The 15,591-nt window shown below is 63.8% G+C and carries 17 protein-coding genes and 1 pseudogene; 10 read left to right on the top strand and 8 right to left on the bottom strand.

Annotation, left to right across the window (positions count from 1 at the left end):
- Positions 1-319: 319 nt before the first annotated feature.
- Together H4V95_RS10545 and H4V95_RS10540 are read left to right on the top strand one after the other, a co-directional pair.
- Entirely contained in the window at positions 320-1,429 is a 1,110-nt protein-coding gene (locus H4V95_RS10545) for an IS110 family transposase (protein ID WP_209730347.1), read from the top strand.
- A 433-nt stretch (positions 1,430-1,862) separates the two neighbouring features.
- Positions 1,863-1,964: pseudogene (locus tag H4V95_RS10540) on the top strand (IS481 family transposase); the annotation flags it as partial.
- A gap of 102 nt (positions 1,965-2,066) precedes the next feature.
- Here the strand turns inward: H4V95_RS10540 and H4V95_RS10535 are convergent.
- The 6 genes from H4V95_RS10535 to H4V95_RS10510 form a co-directional block, all read right to left on the bottom strand.
- Positions 2,067-2,267, bottom strand: coding sequence for a hypothetical protein (locus tag H4V95_RS10535; protein ID WP_209731425.1), 201 nt, complete (start codon positions 2,265-2,267; stop codon positions 2,067-2,069).
- A gap of 374 nt (positions 2,268-2,641) precedes the next feature.
- Complete coding sequence (locus H4V95_RS10530; RefSeq protein WP_209730345.1) at positions 2,642-2,911, bottom strand: hypothetical protein; 270 nt, start codon at positions 2,909-2,911, stop codon at positions 2,642-2,644.
- Between the two features lie 132 nt (positions 2,912-3,043).
- The gene (locus H4V95_RS10525; protein WP_209730343.1) at positions 3,044-4,288 is read right to left on the bottom strand and encodes an NAD(P)/FAD-dependent oxidoreductase; all 1,245 of its coding nucleotides are present in this window, start codon (positions 4,286-4,288) and stop codon (positions 3,044-3,046) included.
- A 171-nt stretch (positions 4,289-4,459) separates the two neighbouring features.
- A complete protein-coding gene (locus H4V95_RS10520; RefSeq protein ID WP_209730341.1) occupies positions 4,460-4,906 on the bottom strand; it encodes a hypothetical protein in 447 nt (148 codons plus the stop codon).
- Between the two features lie 72 nt (positions 4,907-4,978).
- Positions 4,979-5,668: a DUF4386 domain-containing protein gene (locus H4V95_RS10515; RefSeq protein WP_209730339.1), complete on the bottom strand. Its 690-nt coding sequence runs from the start codon at positions 5,666-5,668 to the stop codon at positions 4,979-4,981.
- 260 nt (positions 5,669-5,928) lie between these two features.
- The gene (locus H4V95_RS10510) at positions 5,929-6,561 is read right to left on the bottom strand and encodes an NAD(P)-binding domain-containing protein (protein ID WP_209730337.1); all 633 of its coding nucleotides are present in this window, start codon (positions 6,559-6,561) and stop codon (positions 5,929-5,931) included.
- A gap of 148 nt (positions 6,562-6,709) precedes the next feature.
- Here H4V95_RS10510 and H4V95_RS10505 point away from each other — a divergent pair, with 148 nt between their 5' ends.
- Together H4V95_RS10505 and H4V95_RS10500 are read left to right on the top strand one after the other, a co-directional pair.
- Positions 6,710-7,219 carry a MarR family winged helix-turn-helix transcriptional regulator gene (locus H4V95_RS10505; protein WP_209730335.1) on the top strand — a complete coding sequence of 170 codons (510 nt, stop codon included), beginning with the start codon at positions 6,710-6,712 and terminating at the stop codon, positions 7,217-7,219.
- A gap of 179 nt (positions 7,220-7,398) precedes the next feature.
- Positions 7,399-8,448: an NAD(P)-dependent alcohol dehydrogenase gene (locus tag H4V95_RS10500; RefSeq protein ID WP_245345658.1), complete on the top strand. Its 1,050-nt coding sequence runs from the start codon at positions 7,399-7,401 to the stop codon at positions 8,446-8,448.
- Positions 8,449-8,528: 80 nt separating this feature from the next.
- Here H4V95_RS10500 and H4V95_RS10495 read toward each other — a convergent pair whose 3' ends face one another.
- A complete protein-coding gene (locus H4V95_RS10495; protein ID WP_209730333.1) occupies positions 8,529-9,206 on the bottom strand; it encodes a TetR/AcrR family transcriptional regulator C-terminal domain-containing protein in 678 nt (225 codons plus the stop codon).
- Positions 9,207-9,627: 421 nt separating this feature from the next.
- Here H4V95_RS10495 and H4V95_RS10490 point away from each other — a divergent pair, with 421 nt between their 5' ends.
- The 6 genes from H4V95_RS10490 (at position 9,628) to H4V95_RS10465 (ending at position 14,082) form a co-directional block, all read left to right on the top strand.
- Positions 9,628-10,191 (top strand): TetR/AcrR family transcriptional regulator, encoded by a 564-nt coding sequence (locus H4V95_RS10490; RefSeq protein WP_209730332.1) that lies wholly within the window; start codon positions 9,628-9,630, stop codon positions 10,189-10,191.
- Between the two features lie 11 nt (positions 10,192-10,202).
- Complete coding sequence (locus H4V95_RS10485; protein ID WP_209730330.1) at positions 10,203-10,691, top strand: DUF2867 domain-containing protein; 489 nt, start codon at positions 10,203-10,205, stop codon at positions 10,689-10,691.
- 157 nt (positions 10,692-10,848) lie between these two features.
- On the top strand, positions 10,849-11,535 hold the full coding sequence (locus H4V95_RS10480) for an SGNH/GDSL hydrolase family protein (protein ID WP_209730328.1): 687 nt from the start codon (positions 10,849-10,851) through the stop codon (positions 11,533-11,535).
- 131 nt (positions 11,536-11,666) lie between these two features.
- Positions 11,667-12,203, top strand: coding sequence for a helix-turn-helix domain-containing protein (locus tag H4V95_RS10475; protein ID WP_209730326.1), 537 nt, complete (start codon positions 11,667-11,669; stop codon positions 12,201-12,203).
- A gap of 100 nt (positions 12,204-12,303) precedes the next feature.
- Positions 12,304-13,584: an alpha/beta hydrolase gene (locus H4V95_RS10470; protein WP_209730324.1), complete on the top strand. Its 1,281-nt coding sequence runs from the start codon at positions 12,304-12,306 to the stop codon at positions 13,582-13,584.
- A gap of 297 nt (positions 13,585-13,881) precedes the next feature.
- A complete protein-coding gene (locus H4V95_RS10465) occupies positions 13,882-14,082 on the top strand; it encodes a hypothetical protein (RefSeq protein WP_209730322.1) in 201 nt (66 codons plus the stop codon).
- Between the two features lie 527 nt (positions 14,083-14,609).
- Here H4V95_RS10465 and H4V95_RS10460 read toward each other — a convergent pair.
- Positions 14,610-15,566, bottom strand: coding sequence for a GlxA family transcriptional regulator (locus tag H4V95_RS10460; protein WP_209730320.1), 957 nt, complete (start codon positions 15,564-15,566; stop codon positions 14,610-14,612).
- Positions 15,567-15,591 lie beyond the last annotated feature (25 nt).

Below are 15,591 nucleotides of genomic sequence, written 5' to 3'. Positions count from 1 at the left end.
GAAATCCGGGACATTTGGCCGAGGTGGAACGGAACTGGCGGACCTGGCTCAGTACGGGTGCACCGCTTCCGAAGCATTACGGTGCGCGTGACGCAGACTGTGAAGTAGCGCCGGCGGATGAAGCGGTGGTAGGTGAGGCGCGTACTGCCCTCGCCCGTGAGCAGGAACTGACTGCCGCCGCCCTAGCCCTTCACGCAGACCTAGACGATATGTAGTGGCCGGGTTCGGGGCTGGAACCTCCTTTTCAAAGCAGTTCGTGGGTTGCCTGCCACACTTGGCGGACAGGTAGAGCCACATTTGAAAATTGGAGGTTCCAGCTATGTTCGAGCGTACAAGCGTCGGCTTGGATGTCCATGCCCGTTCCGTGGCCGGGTGCGCCCTGGATGGGCAGACCGGTGAGGTTTTCCAGCGCCGGATGACACCGGACCGGGATGAGATCCTGGCCTGGATTGTCTCTCTTCCGCCGCCGGTGAGGGTCGTCTACGAGGCCGGTCCGACCGGTTTCGGTCTGGCCCGGTTCCTGCTTGGTGCCGGCATCGATACGGTGGTCGCGGCCCCGTCGAAGCTTCAGCGCCCCTCCGGTGACCGGGTCAAGACCGATGCGAGGGATGCCCTGCATCTGGCCCGGCTGCTGAAACTCGGTGAGATCACGGTCGTGCGGATCCCCTCGGCGGATCAGGAAGCGGCCCGGGATCTGGTGCGTTCCCGCGAGGATGTCCGCGGGGATCTGATGCGCTGCCGGCACCGGATTTCCAAGTTCCTGTTGCGCCAGGGCATCGTGTATTCCGGCGGGCAGGCCTGGACCGGGACCCACGAACTTTGGCTGGCCCGCCAGCATTTCCCGGCCCCGGCCCGGCAGCTGACGTATGAATCATCCCTGGAGGCCATGCACGAGACCCTGGACCGCCGGGAGCGCCTCGATGAGGCCATCGCCTCAATGGCCTACGGAAGCGAATACACCCCGGTGGTCCGGGCACTGCAGTGCCTGCGCGGCATTTCCACGCTGAGCGCGTTCGGGTTGGCCGTGGAGATCGGGGACTGGAACCGGTTCAGCGGCGCCACCATCGGGGCCTACCTGGGGCTGGTGCCCACCGAACATTCCTCGGGTGCCTCCCGGTCACAGGGATCGATCACGAAGACCGGAAACACCCACGCCCGCCGGCTCCTGGTCGAGGCCGCCTGGCACCACCGCCGCCCGTATAACAACCCCTCACGAATGATGCGCGCCCGGTGGGAGGAAGCCAGCTCCGAGGCCCGGACCCGCGGGCATGCCGGGAACCGCCGCCTGCACCACCGGTGGATCACCTACCTGGAACGCCGCAAACGCCCCGTCATCGCCAACGTGGCCATCGCCCGGGAACTGGCTGGCTGGTGCTGGTCCCTGGCCGTCACCGCCGAAGCCCCACCCGGGCCGGTACCGGTCAGATAACCGTCCCCTGACATCCGTCGAAGGATGCCAGGGGCCTGCCGGAACAGTCCCTGCGGAGTGCTTCCTTGCAGCGCGTGGAGTAAACCCGCGATACACCTATGGGCAACCGCCCCGGCGGCCACGCCCGATCTTGCTAGACCAGCGGTAACCTCCAGCCGAACACTTCGTCCTGCGGTAACCAACCCGCGCATATCAGTCTGACCGCGCCGTCGCCTTTGACACGCTGAACACCCCGCCAGACCAACCGGCAACCAGAAGAAAGCGGTCCCGGACACGCCAGCCCGGGACCGCTTTCCCCTGCCCCTTGACAAGACAGACCTACATATCAGGTGTACTGAGTCAGGACGTTGTTGACGCTAGGGCTTGAAAATGAGGAGGACCTCCGGGCTTAGTGGAGCTGTCTAGTTCCCGCACGTTCCACTCGGAGGTCCTCGTGTCCCACGTTAATGCCCGGTTGACGGTTCATGGAAGACGCTTGATTGTTGACCGGGTGGCCGCCCGCCGCCCGGTGGCCCATATCGCCGCCGAGTTGGGTGCTCCTGTACACAGGCCTTGCCCCGGTCGTGCAAATTTCCGCGGGGCCGTACGGTCGATCAAGGGCAGCTGCCACAGGGAACCGCCTGCACTGGCAGCGGGCTCACCGCGCCCTCAGCTTCCGTGCCGCCGTCAGCGACTTCAGGAATCCCTTCCGTCGGGTGAGAACGGGGCGCTCAGGGACCGGGTCCGTGCCACCTGCCAACCGGCGTTCGACGTTCCGGCGGTGCTCGGCGGCCGCAAGGAACCTGGCCAACTCGGCATCGTGGAGGATCATTATGTATTCGGGCGGATAGTTCAGCATCGGTATTTCCTGCATGTTTGATGGTTGGAAGCGGTGCCGGGCATGGGCTAGGAAGGACCCGCGGGCGTCCTTGAGGTCTCGGGTGGATCCGGTCTGACGGGACGGAGGATTTGAACACAGCACCGGGCCCCGATGGGCATGAGTGAAAAGATCGAGAGCCCTCCGCTGGGTGAAGGGCAACCGATCCCGGATGGACCGCGATTCCCACCCACGCGGCAATTCCTCAATTCAGCTGGACCGCAGCGGCGAGGTGTCTGATGGGATGGGTGCCCACACCCCTTTGATCAGCAGATACAGCACCCTCCAGACCTGGGCCGGGGAGAGCCAGGCTGCGGGCTATCGGTGGTCTGTTGAGACTTGCTCCTTCTCCGGGGCTATCCGGTGGCGGCACTGGACTGCTGACGGCTGCCGGTCGTGCGGGACCGGTCCACTCTGGTGCGGTGGCCGTCGGCGAGCCTGAGTCCTTGGATGGTGGCAGACAGATCATTGAGCGACCTGCACATCCAGTCGAGTGCCTCAAGGTCCTCCCTGTCGAAGGAGGGGTTCGTGCGGGCCCGTTTGAAAGCAGCTGCGGCGTCGTCGAGGCAGTCGGCTACTGACTGAAGAACGCGACGGTACCGGTCATCATCGTTGTCCTGCATCATGCGGGTGCCTTCCTTAACCCGAACGGGTTCGTAATTCGCGGCCGGCCTGAGTGCACTGGAAGTGGGCGGCGGCGAAATTCCAATCATTAATTTCCACGACGGAGAAATTCCTGGCTCCCCCACCAGAGGTCGTCAGTGGGTGCCGGCCGGGGCAGAAACGTCCAATGTGGGGGGCGCCGGGGGCCCTTTCGGTGCTTTGTAGGATCCGGGCCGGTCCCGTTCCTTTCGCAGGGCGCTGACGGTCATCCGACAGATGGCCTCTTTGATCCAAGCCCCGGTACGCCCGCGAGACCACAGGGGTCGAGGCGTGTCGTCAGAGCCCACCATCTGGATGAAACCGTCCAGCCGCCCAAGACTCAGGCACTGCAGGACGTATCCAATTGAGGCCGGTTCCGGTTCGACTCCTCTGAGCTGGGCAAGGATTGTCCTAGCGGCGAAACTCCCCATCGGAAGTGCCGCCGCGCACCCCATACGAAGGTGGCTTCCCAGCCCTGCCGGCATGACGGTGGCATCACCGGCGCCAATGATATTCGGGTAATCCCAGGCCCTCAGGCACGCGTCGACCTGAAGCCGGCCGGAGGAATCGGTGGCCAGACCGCTCGTTTCCGCAAGCTTCGGAACGGCAAAGGAAGCAGCCCAGATACAAACATCAGCAACAATCTGTTCGCCGGAATTTGTGGTCACTCCCTGCTGCGTCACTGAACTGATGCGGACGCCCGACCTGACGACGACATTCAGGCGTTCCAGTGACTTTCGGATGCTCGCCCTGGCGCGGGCCGTCATCGATTCTGCAAGTTCTCCACCGCAGAGGAGGGTGACGACTGCGTCCGGGTGTTGCTCAGCGATCTCAGAAGCGGCCTCGATAGAGGTGTATCCGCCCCCCACGACGATGATGCGCTTGCCGGACGGGGCGATCTTGATCGCGGTCTGGGCTCGGAGGGCCCCGTCAGCATCGGCGATGGTATGAGCGTAAGTGCTTGCCCCGGGAACCGTGCTGGAGGCCAGACTTCCAACGGTGTATGCCAATACATCGTAGTGCAGTGTTTGTGCGCCGGTTGCGGTTTCGGCCGTGATGACCTGGCTCCGGGGATTGATATGAACGGCGCTTCCTTCCAAGAGTTGGACGTCGGAGTGCAGGACATCGCCAAGCGGGAAGGAAGCGGTCGGGGTCGTGCCGGCAGCGACCTCGTGAAGCCGGATTCTCTCAACGAACGATCCCGTCGGGTTGATGATGACGATCCGGATCTGCTCAGCTTCTTCATCTGTCAGTGAGGAGCGCAGCCTGTTGGCGGTCATTACGCCGGCGTAACCGGCCCCGATGATTGCCACCGACCGTTCAGCCGGCCAGATGCTGGTACTGCGGGAATTATGCGTCATGGTGTCGTCTCTCAGGATTGCTTTAGCTCGGTGTTTGATGGTTTGTTCCGGCATTTATGGCGCGGGTCAATCGGGGTGCGTTCGTGATTTGAGCAGTTCCGCACGGCGCCGTCCCCTGATGAAGGTCTTCGTGGTGGTGCCCAAACGAAGGTGCACTAAAGGACAGCCCGTTTACCGGCCCGGAACCCGCTGCAGCGCCGGTGCCGGGGACGTGGTGGCCCGGGCAGTGTCCAGGCGGGCGGCACGCCAGAGCGCGATGACGAGCAGTATGGTCACCGGGGTCCAGGTGATGCGTTCTACGAAGGAGGGCGAGGCGATGTTCGTGATTGCTCCGACGGCCATCAACGCGCTTGTTCCGTACATGAAGCGGCTGCGGACTAACTCGGGTGCCACAGGGGTTCCGGCAATACCTGCCAGCACCAGATAGATCACGGCGGCGACGGCGCTACTTGCCCGAAGGCTCTCAGGCAGGACCCCGGAGGTTGCTCCTCCGTATGCTGCTTCGCCCCACGGTGCCCCTGCTGCCAGCAGCGCTTGGAAGCAGGCGACAACTATCAGCAGGGCCGCAGCGGCCTCCCCCGGGCGTGTGGCGGGATGATGTTCTCTAAAGGGTTCCATCACAATCCATGAGGTGGTGTGGACCGCTGGTCTTGGTCGCTGCCGGCGGCACGTCTGTACCGCAGTGGAGACTCATCGAGGCGTTTCCAGCGACATGGCAGCGCTGCTCTTTCCACGTCCCGGCTCAATCCCGGCGCGGGCGGGTGCTGCTTCGCCCGGGCCGGAGGCATGGTCGAGGCCCGCGAAGTCACCTCGGGACGCGTTGGTCGAGGTCGGGCCAAAGCCGCGCGCAATGAGCCAGATGGCGAAGACCAGTTCAAACAGGCCCCCGGGAACCATGGAGACGAGGCCGGCGCCGGCTACTCCGGCGAGGTCAAGGAAGCAGCCGACCGCGAGGGCGCCATAGCCGATGAATCCCCAGACCGCGAGGAACCGGGGCACGAGGCGAGAGCGGTAGAGCGCGGCGCAAAAGAACAGGCTTCCGACCCCGAGGCCTGCCATGGCGATGTTGTACGCGAAGGAGTCGATGTCGGCGGCTCCGACGAGCAGGGCGGCTGCGCCGACCGCCAGGAACGTGCCCTCGAAGATCCGGGTGGCGAGGTAGCCGGCGGCAACTTTCGGGGCGTGCGGGCGGAGGACCGGCAGCATAAGCACACCGATTGCGACGACGGCCACCGAGTTGAGCAACATCGCCGCCACGCCGCTGACGAGAAGCGGGCCGGGGGAGGCCGTCGTCGCGATTGAGCTTCCAATGCTGTAGAGGGGGAAAGCGGCAAGCATGAGCGTGCCGACACTGCGGGCGATTCTGCGGGAACGGGTCATGGCTGGTCCTAAATCGAAAAGTATCTTACGGCGTAAGGTGTATGGCGCCAAGCTACCATACACTGTTAGGTGAAGTCTATGGCTCACCTTGTACCTGTCGCTGGTGGGCTCTATCCGCTTCGGGTCAGGGCCCCGCACTGAGTCCGCGGGCCCTGACCCACGCGGGGATTAGCCGGGGAGGTGGACGGTAACCGTGGGCACGTCCCAGGTGCTGGATTGCCAGTCCGGATCGGGTGCGTGGCATCCGGCCGGCTAAAGAGTCACGCCCGGGCGAGGTGGAAGCCGATGCCAGGTCCTAACCCCTGGCCGTAGGCGAGCTGGATGAGCAGCTCGACCGCGGGCTCGAGGTAACGGGCATTACTCATCGGGCCGACATCGATGGCATCGAAACCCAGCTGGATTCCCAGGTCAAGCACGGTCTGCTTAGCAGCTGGATCGTCTCCCGCGACGGGCAGAATCTGGGCCACACCGCCCAGAACCGGAGTGTGCAAAGTGGCGGCCATGATCGTGTTGAAGGCCTTGACCACGGGGGACTGCGGCAGGAGAGCGGCTACCTGCTCGCCGGCTGATGTGGTGTGCCCGAGTGTCAGGGACATGAAGTCTGCTGCCAACGGGTTGGTGGCATCGACGACCGGGGTGCCGACCAGGGCCTCACGCACCTGGTCATTCAAGGCGGTGTCGAGTGCGTTGAAGGGCACGGCGAGGATCACCAAATCCGCCCCGGCGGCGGCGGCCGACGCAGTAGCCGCCTGCGCGCCGGTCGCAGCCGCTGCGGCGACGAGGCGCGGGGAGTCGGGGTGGCTGGCAGCGAGGGTGACGGGATGTCCCGCCGCCACGAGCCGGGCGGCGAGGGCACTGCCGACGTTGCCGGCTCCCAGAATGGTGATTTTCATTAGATGCTCCTGCGGTGTGGGCCCCGGTGGCCTCACGCCGGCCGGGGCAGGGAAAGGCGGTCGGTGTCCGACGCCATATACTTCGAATTCGAAATACATGCTCAGTGTAGGAGTGTTTCGAATTGGAAACAACCCCTATGATGGAACCATGAAACCGCATTGGTTGGATGAGGACGAAATGCGCGCCTGGGTGGCGTTTTTGGACACCAGTAACCTGCTCCTCCGGCGCATCGACCAGCAGCTCCGTGAAGACGGCGGGGTCAGCCAGCCCCAGTATGAGCTGCTCGTGCGTCTGGCTGAAGCTCCGGGAGGGCGGTTACGGATGACGGAACTGGCTGCGGCGCTCGTCGCCTCCCGCAGCGGGCTGACTTACCAGGTCGCCCAGCTGGAGAAGGCCGGCCTTGTGCGCCGCGAGGCCTGCCTCGATGACGAGCGCGGAGTCCTGGCCGTCCTCACTGATGCCGGTGAGCAGGTGCTGCATCAAGCCGCCCCGGGACATGTGCGCGTCGTGCGCGAGGGTCTGATCGACCTGCTGGACCGGGATCAGCTGGTGGCGGTGGCCGACGCCCTCGGCCAGGTCCGCACGCATCTACGACAGGCCGCTCCGGGTGCTGGGGGCGGGGACCTGCGCGACGCCGAACGGCCCGCGTCCCAGTAGTGCACCAGCGGTGAGTGCGGATGCAGCGCCCGCCTCCGTCCAGGCTGTCAGAATCCTTCGACTGGTTTTGTACGGTCATTGACGTCGAGACCCCGCCATAGCGGTTTTATGCAGCGCCGGTTACCTTGAACGTACGGTGTGCGACAAGTGCCGTGAATCCACGATCAGGGAGAACGGCCATGTCGACCAGCGGACGGAGCGTCCGGGGAAATCCGTCCGGACAAGCCCACCCCACGGAAACGCCAATGCAGGCCATGGTGCAGGAAACCTATGGGCCCGCCGACGTCCTGCACCTGGCGCGTATTTCCCGCCCCGTCTTCGGCCCGGAGGATGTTCTGGTCCGGGTCCATGCGGCGGGACTGGACCGGGGCACCTGGCATGTGACCACAGGTTTGCCCTACGCACTGCGGCTGGCGTATGGAATGCGCGCCCCGAAGAATCCTGTCCCGGGACTGGACCTGGCGGGCACGGTCGCAGCAGTTGGGGCAGCAGTGACCAGGTTCTCCATCGGGGACGAAGTCTACGGGTTCGGAAAGGGCTCATTTGCCGAGTTCGCTGCAGCGTCCGAGAAAAAGCTCGCCCGTAAACCCGCGAACCTGACGTTCGTTCAAGCATCGGCGGTCCCAGTGTCGGCCAGCACCGCACTGCAGGCGCTCCGCGCCGCAGGGCCAATCATGCAGGGGCAGAAGGTGCTGATTCTCGGCGCCTCGGGCGGGGTCGGAGGCTATGCCGTGCAGCTGGCCAAGTCCGCCGGGGCCGTGGTCACCGGCGTGAGCAGCACCGCCAAGATGGACCTGGTCCGTTTCCTCGGAGCCGACCACGTCATTGACTACACGCGCCAGGACTTCGCCGGCGGAGGCGATCGATACGACCTGATCCTGGACATTGCAGGAAACCCGACCCTCAGCCGGCTCCGCAACGCGCTCACCCCTTCGGGAACGGCCGTCATCGTCGGCGGGGAGGAAGGCGGATCGTGGACCGGCAGCATGGACCGGCAGCTCCGGGCGCTGGTCCTCTCCCCATTCATCAGCCAGCGGCTGACCACCGTGGTGGGCAAGGAAAACGCAGCGGACCTGGAACACCTCCGCGTACTCATCGAAGCCGGCACCCTCAGGCCGGTCATCGACCGGACCTACACCCTGGAACAGACCCCCGAAGCCATGCGCTACTTCGAAGCCGGCAAAGCCCGCGGAAAAATCGTCATCATCGTCCGGCCTCATTCAGCCTAAGGACGCTACCGTGTCCGTTCCGGTACAGGACGGCTCCCTGGAAGCTGCCGTCATCCAACCGGTCAGATCCCGGTTCAGCCTCAGCGTGGATCTGCCAGCGCTGCCGTCTGCGCCGCTGCAATGCCGTCGAGGATGAGCTCCAGTCCAAAGCCGAATTCCTGGCCGTAGGCGTAGCCCGGCTGCAGAATCAGGCTGACGGCCATATCGGCGAGGTTAGGGAACGTCTGGGCCATCTGCTCCTGCTGCGCCATAATGTCTTCTGTCGCGCTGGCGATGTCGCCCGACGAATCAAGAGGAAGCGACGCCTCTTCCTGCGCGAAACCGTTCACATAGCTGTCGAGAAGCGATAACGCGTGGCCGGTCAGGGGCATGGAAAAACCAGCCGCGCGCAGGCAGCCAATCACAGAGTCGAGGTGACCGAGAATCACGGGCCCCGGCGAAGTTCGAGCCTTGATGCTGATCGCCCAGGGATGCTGCGCCAAGGCGCTGCGCATGGACTCCGCGCGATCGCACATCGCCGTGCGCCATTCGTCACCGGCGCGCGGGGTCGAGAACTGCGAGTACACGACATCGAGCATTCCGTCGAGAATGTCGTCCTTGCTCTTGACGTGGTAGTACAGCGACATCGCCTCGATGCCCAGTTCCGTGGCGAGCTTGCGCATGCTCAGCGACTCGATGCCGCCACTGTCGGCCAGCATGACGGCCACGCGGATGGCCCGTTCCCGTGTGACCGGTTCTCTGGGTTTCGACTTAGCCATAAAAGTCACCTTACAGCGTGCGGTAGGGCGCTGCTATCCTACGTCACGAGGCAAGGCCGGATTGACCCGGAGAGGCTGCATCGGCCCCTCTCCGACGAAAAGACAAGGCCAAACGCCACGCCCCGTCGGCACCGGCCACGCAGAGGCTATCCCGGGCGCAGGACAAGTGCCGCGGGTGAACGGTGCCTTGCCGGAGGCGGCCTGGTGCAGCCCCGGCGACCCGCCCTACGGCCTCCCGCCCGGGCACGCGGACCCATTGGCGACCACCACGCCGCTATGGCTATGACGAGGGCTTTCTCCGCACGACGAAGGTTCAGGACATTTCTTCACTGCCGCCCTCCGGTCGAATCAACAGTGCGGAGAAGTAGAAAGCCACCCGAGTGGCAACGGTACGTACCATACCGTATGGTATGCTGCCGGCATGGCGACTCAAGAGGATTGGATCGTGGAGGCCCTGAAGGTTTTGGCCGCAAACGGGCCCTCCCACCTGACCATTGACCGGCTCGCTGGGAATCTCAGACTGAGCAAGGGATCCTTCTACCATCACTTCAAAAGCCTTGCCGCCTTCCGGGAGCAGGTCTTGGCCCACTACGAGTGGGAGAGCACGACTTCGCTGATCGCCTCTGTCGAAAAGCACGAGTCCCAGGACCCCCTTCGAAAGCTCGAACGGCTCGTGGACCTGGCGATTGAACCCTCCTCCCAGACAGGGCTTCAAATCGCCGTGCGGGCCTGGGCAATGCAGGACCCGGAGGTCCGCAAGGTGCAGGAACGGCTTGACCGGACCCGGCTGGACTATGGAAGCAGGCTCTGGCGCGAAGCCGGTTGTCATCCTCAAGAAGCGGACCTTCGCGCCAAGAGCCTGTATCTGCTGATCATTGGAGGCCGCCAGATCACGCCCTCCTTACCCTTGGAGGAGCTGCGGCGGATCTGTAGACGGGCCATCGCTGCATTCCAGAGCGAGCCTTTGAACGGGCAGCGCGCATGACGCTTCCACCCATGCATCACGAGGTTGAACACTTCACGAGGGCAGCGAATCACCTGGACGCAGTAAGCGGTTGCGCTTCCTTGTCCCTACGCGACGGCATCAGCAACGCCCTGTCGTGGCAGCCAGCCTGGCTGAAGCTCCTGTTCCTCGCCCGCGGGGGGCTTGCCCGCCTCATGCATCTCGAGCACCCCCCGCCCTCGCAGGGCCGGGGCCTCCGGCCGGAAAAAATCAGCTTCCGCCCTGGTGACAGGCTCGGCTTCTTCACGGTCTCGGCCGGCAAGGAAGACGCATACATTGTGCTCACCGCCGAGGACACGCACCTCATCGCCCATCTGATCCTCGAAGTAGAACCGGCGTGTAACGCAAGCAGGTCCACATTTCGCCTCACCACCGCCGTTTACTACCGCCGATGGACCGGGCCGCTTTATTTCAACATCATCCGGCCCTTCCATCACGTCATCATGCACCGCATGGTTTCCGCAGCACTGACCAGCCACTGATGAGCCAGAAGAAAGGCGCAGCCATGATGCCGAATCCAGAAAGTAACCGCCTCGAGCGGTCCTTCACGCCGAACAGGCGCGTAAGGGTGCCCGACCACTGGCTCCCCGGACCGAAATCCGGGCGCCGGACGGGGTCATCGCCATGGACCGTGGCACGATGAATCCCCTGCTGATGCCCCTCGTGATGATCCAAGGACGAATGGCGCGGACGAACATGCGGCTGCTTCCGCCGGCAGCCGGACCAGCGCATGGCACGGTGGGACGCGAAGGCGATCCGTCTTTGCGACTTGCCGTCCTTGGTGAATCGACAGCGGCGGGGTGTGGGGTTTCCACTCACCAGGAAGGGTTCGCAGCAGCCTTCGCCGCTGAACTCTCAAAAGGACCGGCACGGCATGTCAGCTGGCAGACGGTGGGCCAGCACGGTGCGACCGCTCGACGGATCCGCCATCGACTTCTGCCGCAGGTGGAAGGCTCCTTCGACCGCGCGGTGCTGCTCGCGGGTGCCAATGATGTTCTGTCGGGGCGCACCCCACAGGAGTGGGCGGACGACCTCACCGCCATCATCGAAGGCCTGGCCGGCCGAGCCGCCCACGTCATTGTTCCCGCGATTCCCCCCTTCCAGCAGTTCCCGTCCTTACCCTCGGTCCTGCGCAACTACCTGACCGAGAAAGCAACAGCGCTGGATGCCGTGTCCAGGCGAATCTGCGAGACCAAAAGGTCGGTCACCTGGGTTCCCTCTGCTGGCCTTCCCGGCAGTCCGGCGGAGTTTTTCGCCGGAGATGGTTTCCATCCGTCCGCACTCGGGTACCGCTACTGGGCCGAGGCTGTCGCGGCAATCCACTAACCCTGGCATTTCACCGGCCGGTGTCCCGGATAGGCGTTGATCCCGTCGTGGTCCCCGTCAACTGCCCATGCCGTCCACCTGCATGACTGGGAGCAATTGCGAATAGTCGCGTGAGTGCGAATACTTGAATCATGACCACCCAGCACAACACGGCAGATGTCGTCCTACACCCGGTTCGCCTGCGCATCATTCAGGGCTTTCTGGGCGGGCGACAACTCACCACCGCTCAGATCGCCGAGAACCTCCCGGAAGTGACGGCCGCAACGCTCTACCGGCACATCGCCACCCTGGCAGGAGCCGGAATCCTCGAGGTGGTCGGTGAGCGGCGTGTGCGCGGAGCGGTCGAGCGGACATATTCGCTTCGACTTGAAGCCAGCGAACTCTCGCCCGAGGAGCTGGCTTCCATGACGGCCGATCAGCACAAGCAGGCATTTACCTCCTTCGTGGCCGGTCTTCTGGGAAGCTTCGACCAGTACCTCGACGAAGCGGCCCGGATCGACCTGGTCCGCGACGGAGTGGGCTACCGGCAAACCGCCGTCTGGCTCTCGGATCAGGAACTAAAAGAGCTTGCAGACACAATCCGCGAAGCGGTCCTTCAGTTCAGCGACAACGCTGCTGAGGGCCGGCGTAGGCGGCTCATTACCACCATCGTCATGCCGACCCTCTGAGGCTAAGGAACGTATCATTATCAGTATTGACAACGTTTGCAGTTCTGATATCATTGAGGCATCTGAACAGTTCAGAAGACTTTGATGAGGAGAGTAATCCGTGGCCCGTCTTACGCTTAGTAACGGAATGCTGGAACTGACGTTCGGGGCAGCGGAGAAGGTTCTTGGTCTGGTCGGGGATTTGAGAATCCCGCTCTCGGCGGTTGTGGCGGTTGCCGTCACGGACAAGCCGTTCACAGCGGTCAAGGGGATCCGGGCGCCGGGCTTCGCCCTTCCGGGCCGTACCCGCATCGGGACCTGGCGCGCCGTCGGACAGCGCATTCTCGTTGTAGCGAAAGCAAACCAAACGGCGCTGGTTCTCACCCTCCGCGACGAGAAGTTCTCAACGATCGTTGTCAGCGCCGATAATGCGCACGAACTGGCTGACGCGCTCATATCCTCCGCTCCCACTCTTGCCTTCGCCGAGGTGGACATGAGTTTCACCTCAGAAGGCGAGGTGCTGGCCGGAACGTACACGCGGCCCGCCGGAGGTGCACCGATTGCCCAGGTTCTATTGCTTCCCGGGTCCGGAAAGGTTGACCGCGATGCGGACCACCGCCGGATTCCACTGAGCGTCAGCCGGCATCTGGCCCACGCGTTCGCTGGCAAGGGAATCGCCTCGCTACGCTTCGACAAGCGGGGGGTGGGGCGCTCATCAGGCTCCTATCTGCGTACCGGCCTTATAGACAACCAAGTGGACGCCGCTGCCGCGCTGACGTGGCTGGAGACCTCAGCTCCTGCCGCTGAGGAGCCTGCTTTTCTGGTCGGTCACAGCGAAGGGGCGATACTCGCCGAACTCCTCGCCGCAGACCGGAGCCAACTCGCAGGCGTGGTCCTCCTCGCCGCGCCCGGGACCACCGGAGAAGAAACGATGGCCTGGCAGACGCGGCAACTCGCGCAGGTGCTGCCGCCGCTTGCCGGGATTATCATCAAAGTGCTACGCATTGACATCATCAAGCAGCAGCGAAAGGCGGTGGCGAAGCTGCGCTCGACCAGTTCCGACACGATGCGCATGCAGGGAAGAACCATCAACGCGCGCTGGCAGCGTGAACTGCTCAATTTTGACCCGGCAGCGGTACTGCCGCGCATCACCGCCCCCGTCCTGGCCATCACAGGAGCCAAGGACCTCCAAGTGAACCCCGATGACCTGGAAATCATCCGCCGGCAGGTAGCCGGACCGGTCGAGATTCAACGCCCCACCGACCTTACCCACCTGCTGCGCGCGGACCCCAACCCGGCCAGCTTTGGCACCTACAAGAAACTCTTCCGCAAGCGCACCGACCCGAACGTTGTCGATGCCGTCAGCAGGTGGATTACCGCACACGCCACCACCCGGGTCTGAACCGAGCACTCTCCTGCCAGCCGCTGATCCAGTAGGCCTTTCCTCCTTGCCTACAATCTTCCCGGTTCGCTCGCCTTCTTGGCTATTCCATGCCAGCCCTTGCTGTCACTTCCGGGTCGGCAGCCGCTCCGGCCGGCAGGAACTCGGCGCCAGTCTCCTACGGTGACAGGTCAGGCCCAGATGGCACCTCGCCGCACCTGCGGAGACCATGGCTGCCTGCGTTTGCCCCGAACAGTACGTATGGACCAAGGCCCGGCTTGCGGCCGACCAATGGACGCCAAACGGCAGGGGTTACTGATGGACCCGCCGGTATGGCACGTCGTCAACCTGTGCCTGAAGAAGGTCATCGCAAAGGGAGCCACGAAACAACGACTGGTCGCCTACGTGCAAAGCATTCACTGGGACTATGAACGGGCAGGGGAGCCGGGCTGCATACGCAGAATCCTTGAGCTGATGACTCCACACTGGCGGGACCACGCGCAATACCGGTTGTCCTGAAGTGTCTGGCCGGGCTTCAACGCGGCCGCCCCTCGGTCTCGCAGTTGGTGCCGCATTTTAGACAGGCTTCATCTCCTTGGTGAAATCGGTCCAACCACTCAGAGTTCGTATGCCACTCAGTGCTGCAAGTCCCGCAAAGCATCCAACGGAGGCGTTCAAAATTCACTGCTCGCTCAATCACGATCACAGTCTCACATGAAGGACTGACAGGCCCCCGGCCCCGCGCCACTGACCGTTAGCCGGTCCCTCTCCGTGCCTGCTGGAATTTCCATTCACCGAGTTGGCAGCTAGAAAGGTCGACGCACGGTTGACGCGCACCATGAAGATGTGCGGAAGGGTCCGACTTTCGTGCGCCCGATTGGGCTCTCAACCGTCTGCAGGCTGTCTCGTCGAACGACCCGCTGGGGAGAAGTCGGGGAGACCTTAGCTATGAGTCGGGGAAGGCCAGTGCCTACTATGGTTCCTGTTCACGCACTGTGTCTCAACCATGTCTTCAACCTCGGCTGTTCTCAGCACCGGGCGGGAGCCTAGCTTCGCATCTGAAAGGCTTGGCGGTATTCCATCGGCGCCACACCCTTAACCTCCCGGAATCGCTGACGGAAAGTCACCGGCGACGCGAACCCAACGGCCCTGGCAATCTCCGCTATGGACGCGTCGCTTTCTTCCAACAGCTGGCTGGCCTCGTCGATGCGCCAGTTCATGACCCATCGATGGGGCGTCGTTCCAGTTTCGGCCATAAACCGTCGAGCGAAGGTGCGCTCCGACATGGATGCGTTCCGGGCGAACTCCGCCACCGTCCGCGTCCGGCGGGGGTCGGCCGCCAATAACGACCGAACCACCTCCGAGGCGTCTCCGTCGGCTTCTTTCACGGCCACGGGGGAACGCACGAATTGTGCCTGCCCCCCGGTCCGATGGGGTGCCATGACCATCGATCTCGCTACCGTCGTTGCCGCTTGCCCGCCACAAAGCATTTTTATGAGGTGGATGCTCAGGTCGATTCCTGCAGCGACGCCGGCAGAGGTCCATACGCGATTATTGCCGACGAAGAGCACCGACGGGTCAACGTGGACTTCCGGGAAACGTGCAGCCAGTGCGCTGGTCAGTCCCCAGTGGGTCGTTGCGGTCTCACCATCCAATAGGCCGGTTTCCGCCAAGACGAACGCACCCGAGCACAAGGACGCGATCGTCGCGCCGCGCCGGTGCGCTTCGGTGATCGCTCGCAGATACCTGGCGTCCGGGACCACGCCGGAGTCGCCCAAGCCAGGGATCAGGACGACGTCGGCCGTCTCAGCCCATGCCAGGGATGCGTCCGGGGCGCATTGGGCTCCTTCGGTCAGCGGAACCATGCCGTCCGTATCGGAGCAGCGGCGGAGTTCGATGGCCAGGGGCGGCGAAGAAAGGCGCTCTGATGACCATGTTTCGGTGATGATGGCAACATCGAACAGCCGGGCGCCTGGAAGCAGGAGAAGAGCCACTGAAAGCATGAGATCAGTATATGGCTGGATTTCA

The sequence above is a fragment of the Arthrobacter sp. CAN_C5 genome (genome assembly GCF_017875735.1).
GTDB lineage: Bacteria > Actinomycetota > Actinomycetes > Actinomycetales > Micrococcaceae > Arthrobacter_D.
The sequence above is the reverse complement of the archived record's forward strand: the minus strand, read 5'-3'. Positions and strand labels throughout refer to the sequence as shown.

Excerpts from the sequence above, each read along its gene's own strand:
- H4V95_RS10485 (WP_209730330.1), top strand. The coding sequence starts at position 10,203 with ATGCATCACGAGGTTGAACACTTCACGAGGGCAGCGAATCACCTGGAC.
- H4V95_RS10535 (WP_209731425.1), bottom strand. The coding sequence starts at position 2,267 with ATGCTGAACTATCCGCCCGAATACATAATGATCCTCCACGATGCCGAG.
- H4V95_RS10520 (WP_209730341.1), bottom strand. The coding sequence starts at position 4,906 with ATGGAACCCTTTAGAGAACATCATCCCGCCACACGCCCGGGGGAGGCC.
- H4V95_RS10530 (WP_209730345.1), bottom strand. The coding sequence starts at position 2,911 with ATGATGCAGGACAACGATGATGACCGGTACCGTCGCGTTCTTCAGTCA.
- H4V95_RS10465 (WP_209730322.1), top strand. The coding sequence starts at position 13,882 with ATGGACCCGCCGGTATGGCACGTCGTCAACCTGTGCCTGAAGAAGGTC.
- H4V95_RS10505 (WP_209730335.1), top strand. The coding sequence starts at position 6,710 with ATGAAACCGCATTGGTTGGATGAGGACGAAATGCGCGCCTGGGTGGCG.
- H4V95_RS10460 (WP_209730320.1), bottom strand. The coding sequence starts at position 15,566 with ATGCTTTCAGTGGCTCTTCTCCTGCTTCCAGGCGCCCGGCTGTTCGAT.
- H4V95_RS10515 (WP_209730339.1), bottom strand. The coding sequence starts at position 5,668 with ATGACCCGTTCCCGCAGAATCGCCCGCAGTGTCGGCACGCTCATGCTT.
- H4V95_RS10525 (WP_209730343.1), bottom strand. The coding sequence starts at position 4,288 with ATGACGCATAATTCCCGCAGTACCAGCATCTGGCCGGCTGAACGGTCG.
- H4V95_RS10510 (WP_209730337.1), bottom strand. The coding sequence starts at position 6,561 with ATGAAAATCACCATTCTGGGAGCCGGCAACGTCGGCAGTGCCCTCGCC.
- H4V95_RS10475 (WP_209730326.1), top strand. The coding sequence starts at position 11,667 with ATGACCACCCAGCACAACACGGCAGATGTCGTCCTACACCCGGTTCGC.
- H4V95_RS10500 (WP_245345658.1), top strand. The coding sequence starts at position 7,399 with ATGTCGACCAGCGGACGGAGCGTCCGGGGAAATCCGTCCGGACAAGCC.
- H4V95_RS10545 (WP_209730347.1), top strand. The coding sequence starts at position 320 with ATGTTCGAGCGTACAAGCGTCGGCTTGGATGTCCATGCCCGTTCCGTG.
- H4V95_RS10480 (WP_209730328.1), top strand. The coding sequence starts at position 10,849 with ATGAATCCCCTGCTGATGCCCCTCGTGATGATCCAAGGACGAATGGCG.
- H4V95_RS10490 (WP_209730332.1), top strand. The coding sequence starts at position 9,628 with ATGGCGACTCAAGAGGATTGGATCGTGGAGGCCCTGAAGGTTTTGGCC.
- H4V95_RS10495 (WP_209730333.1), bottom strand. The coding sequence starts at position 9,206 with ATGGCTAAGTCGAAACCCAGAGAACCGGTCACACGGGAACGGGCCATC.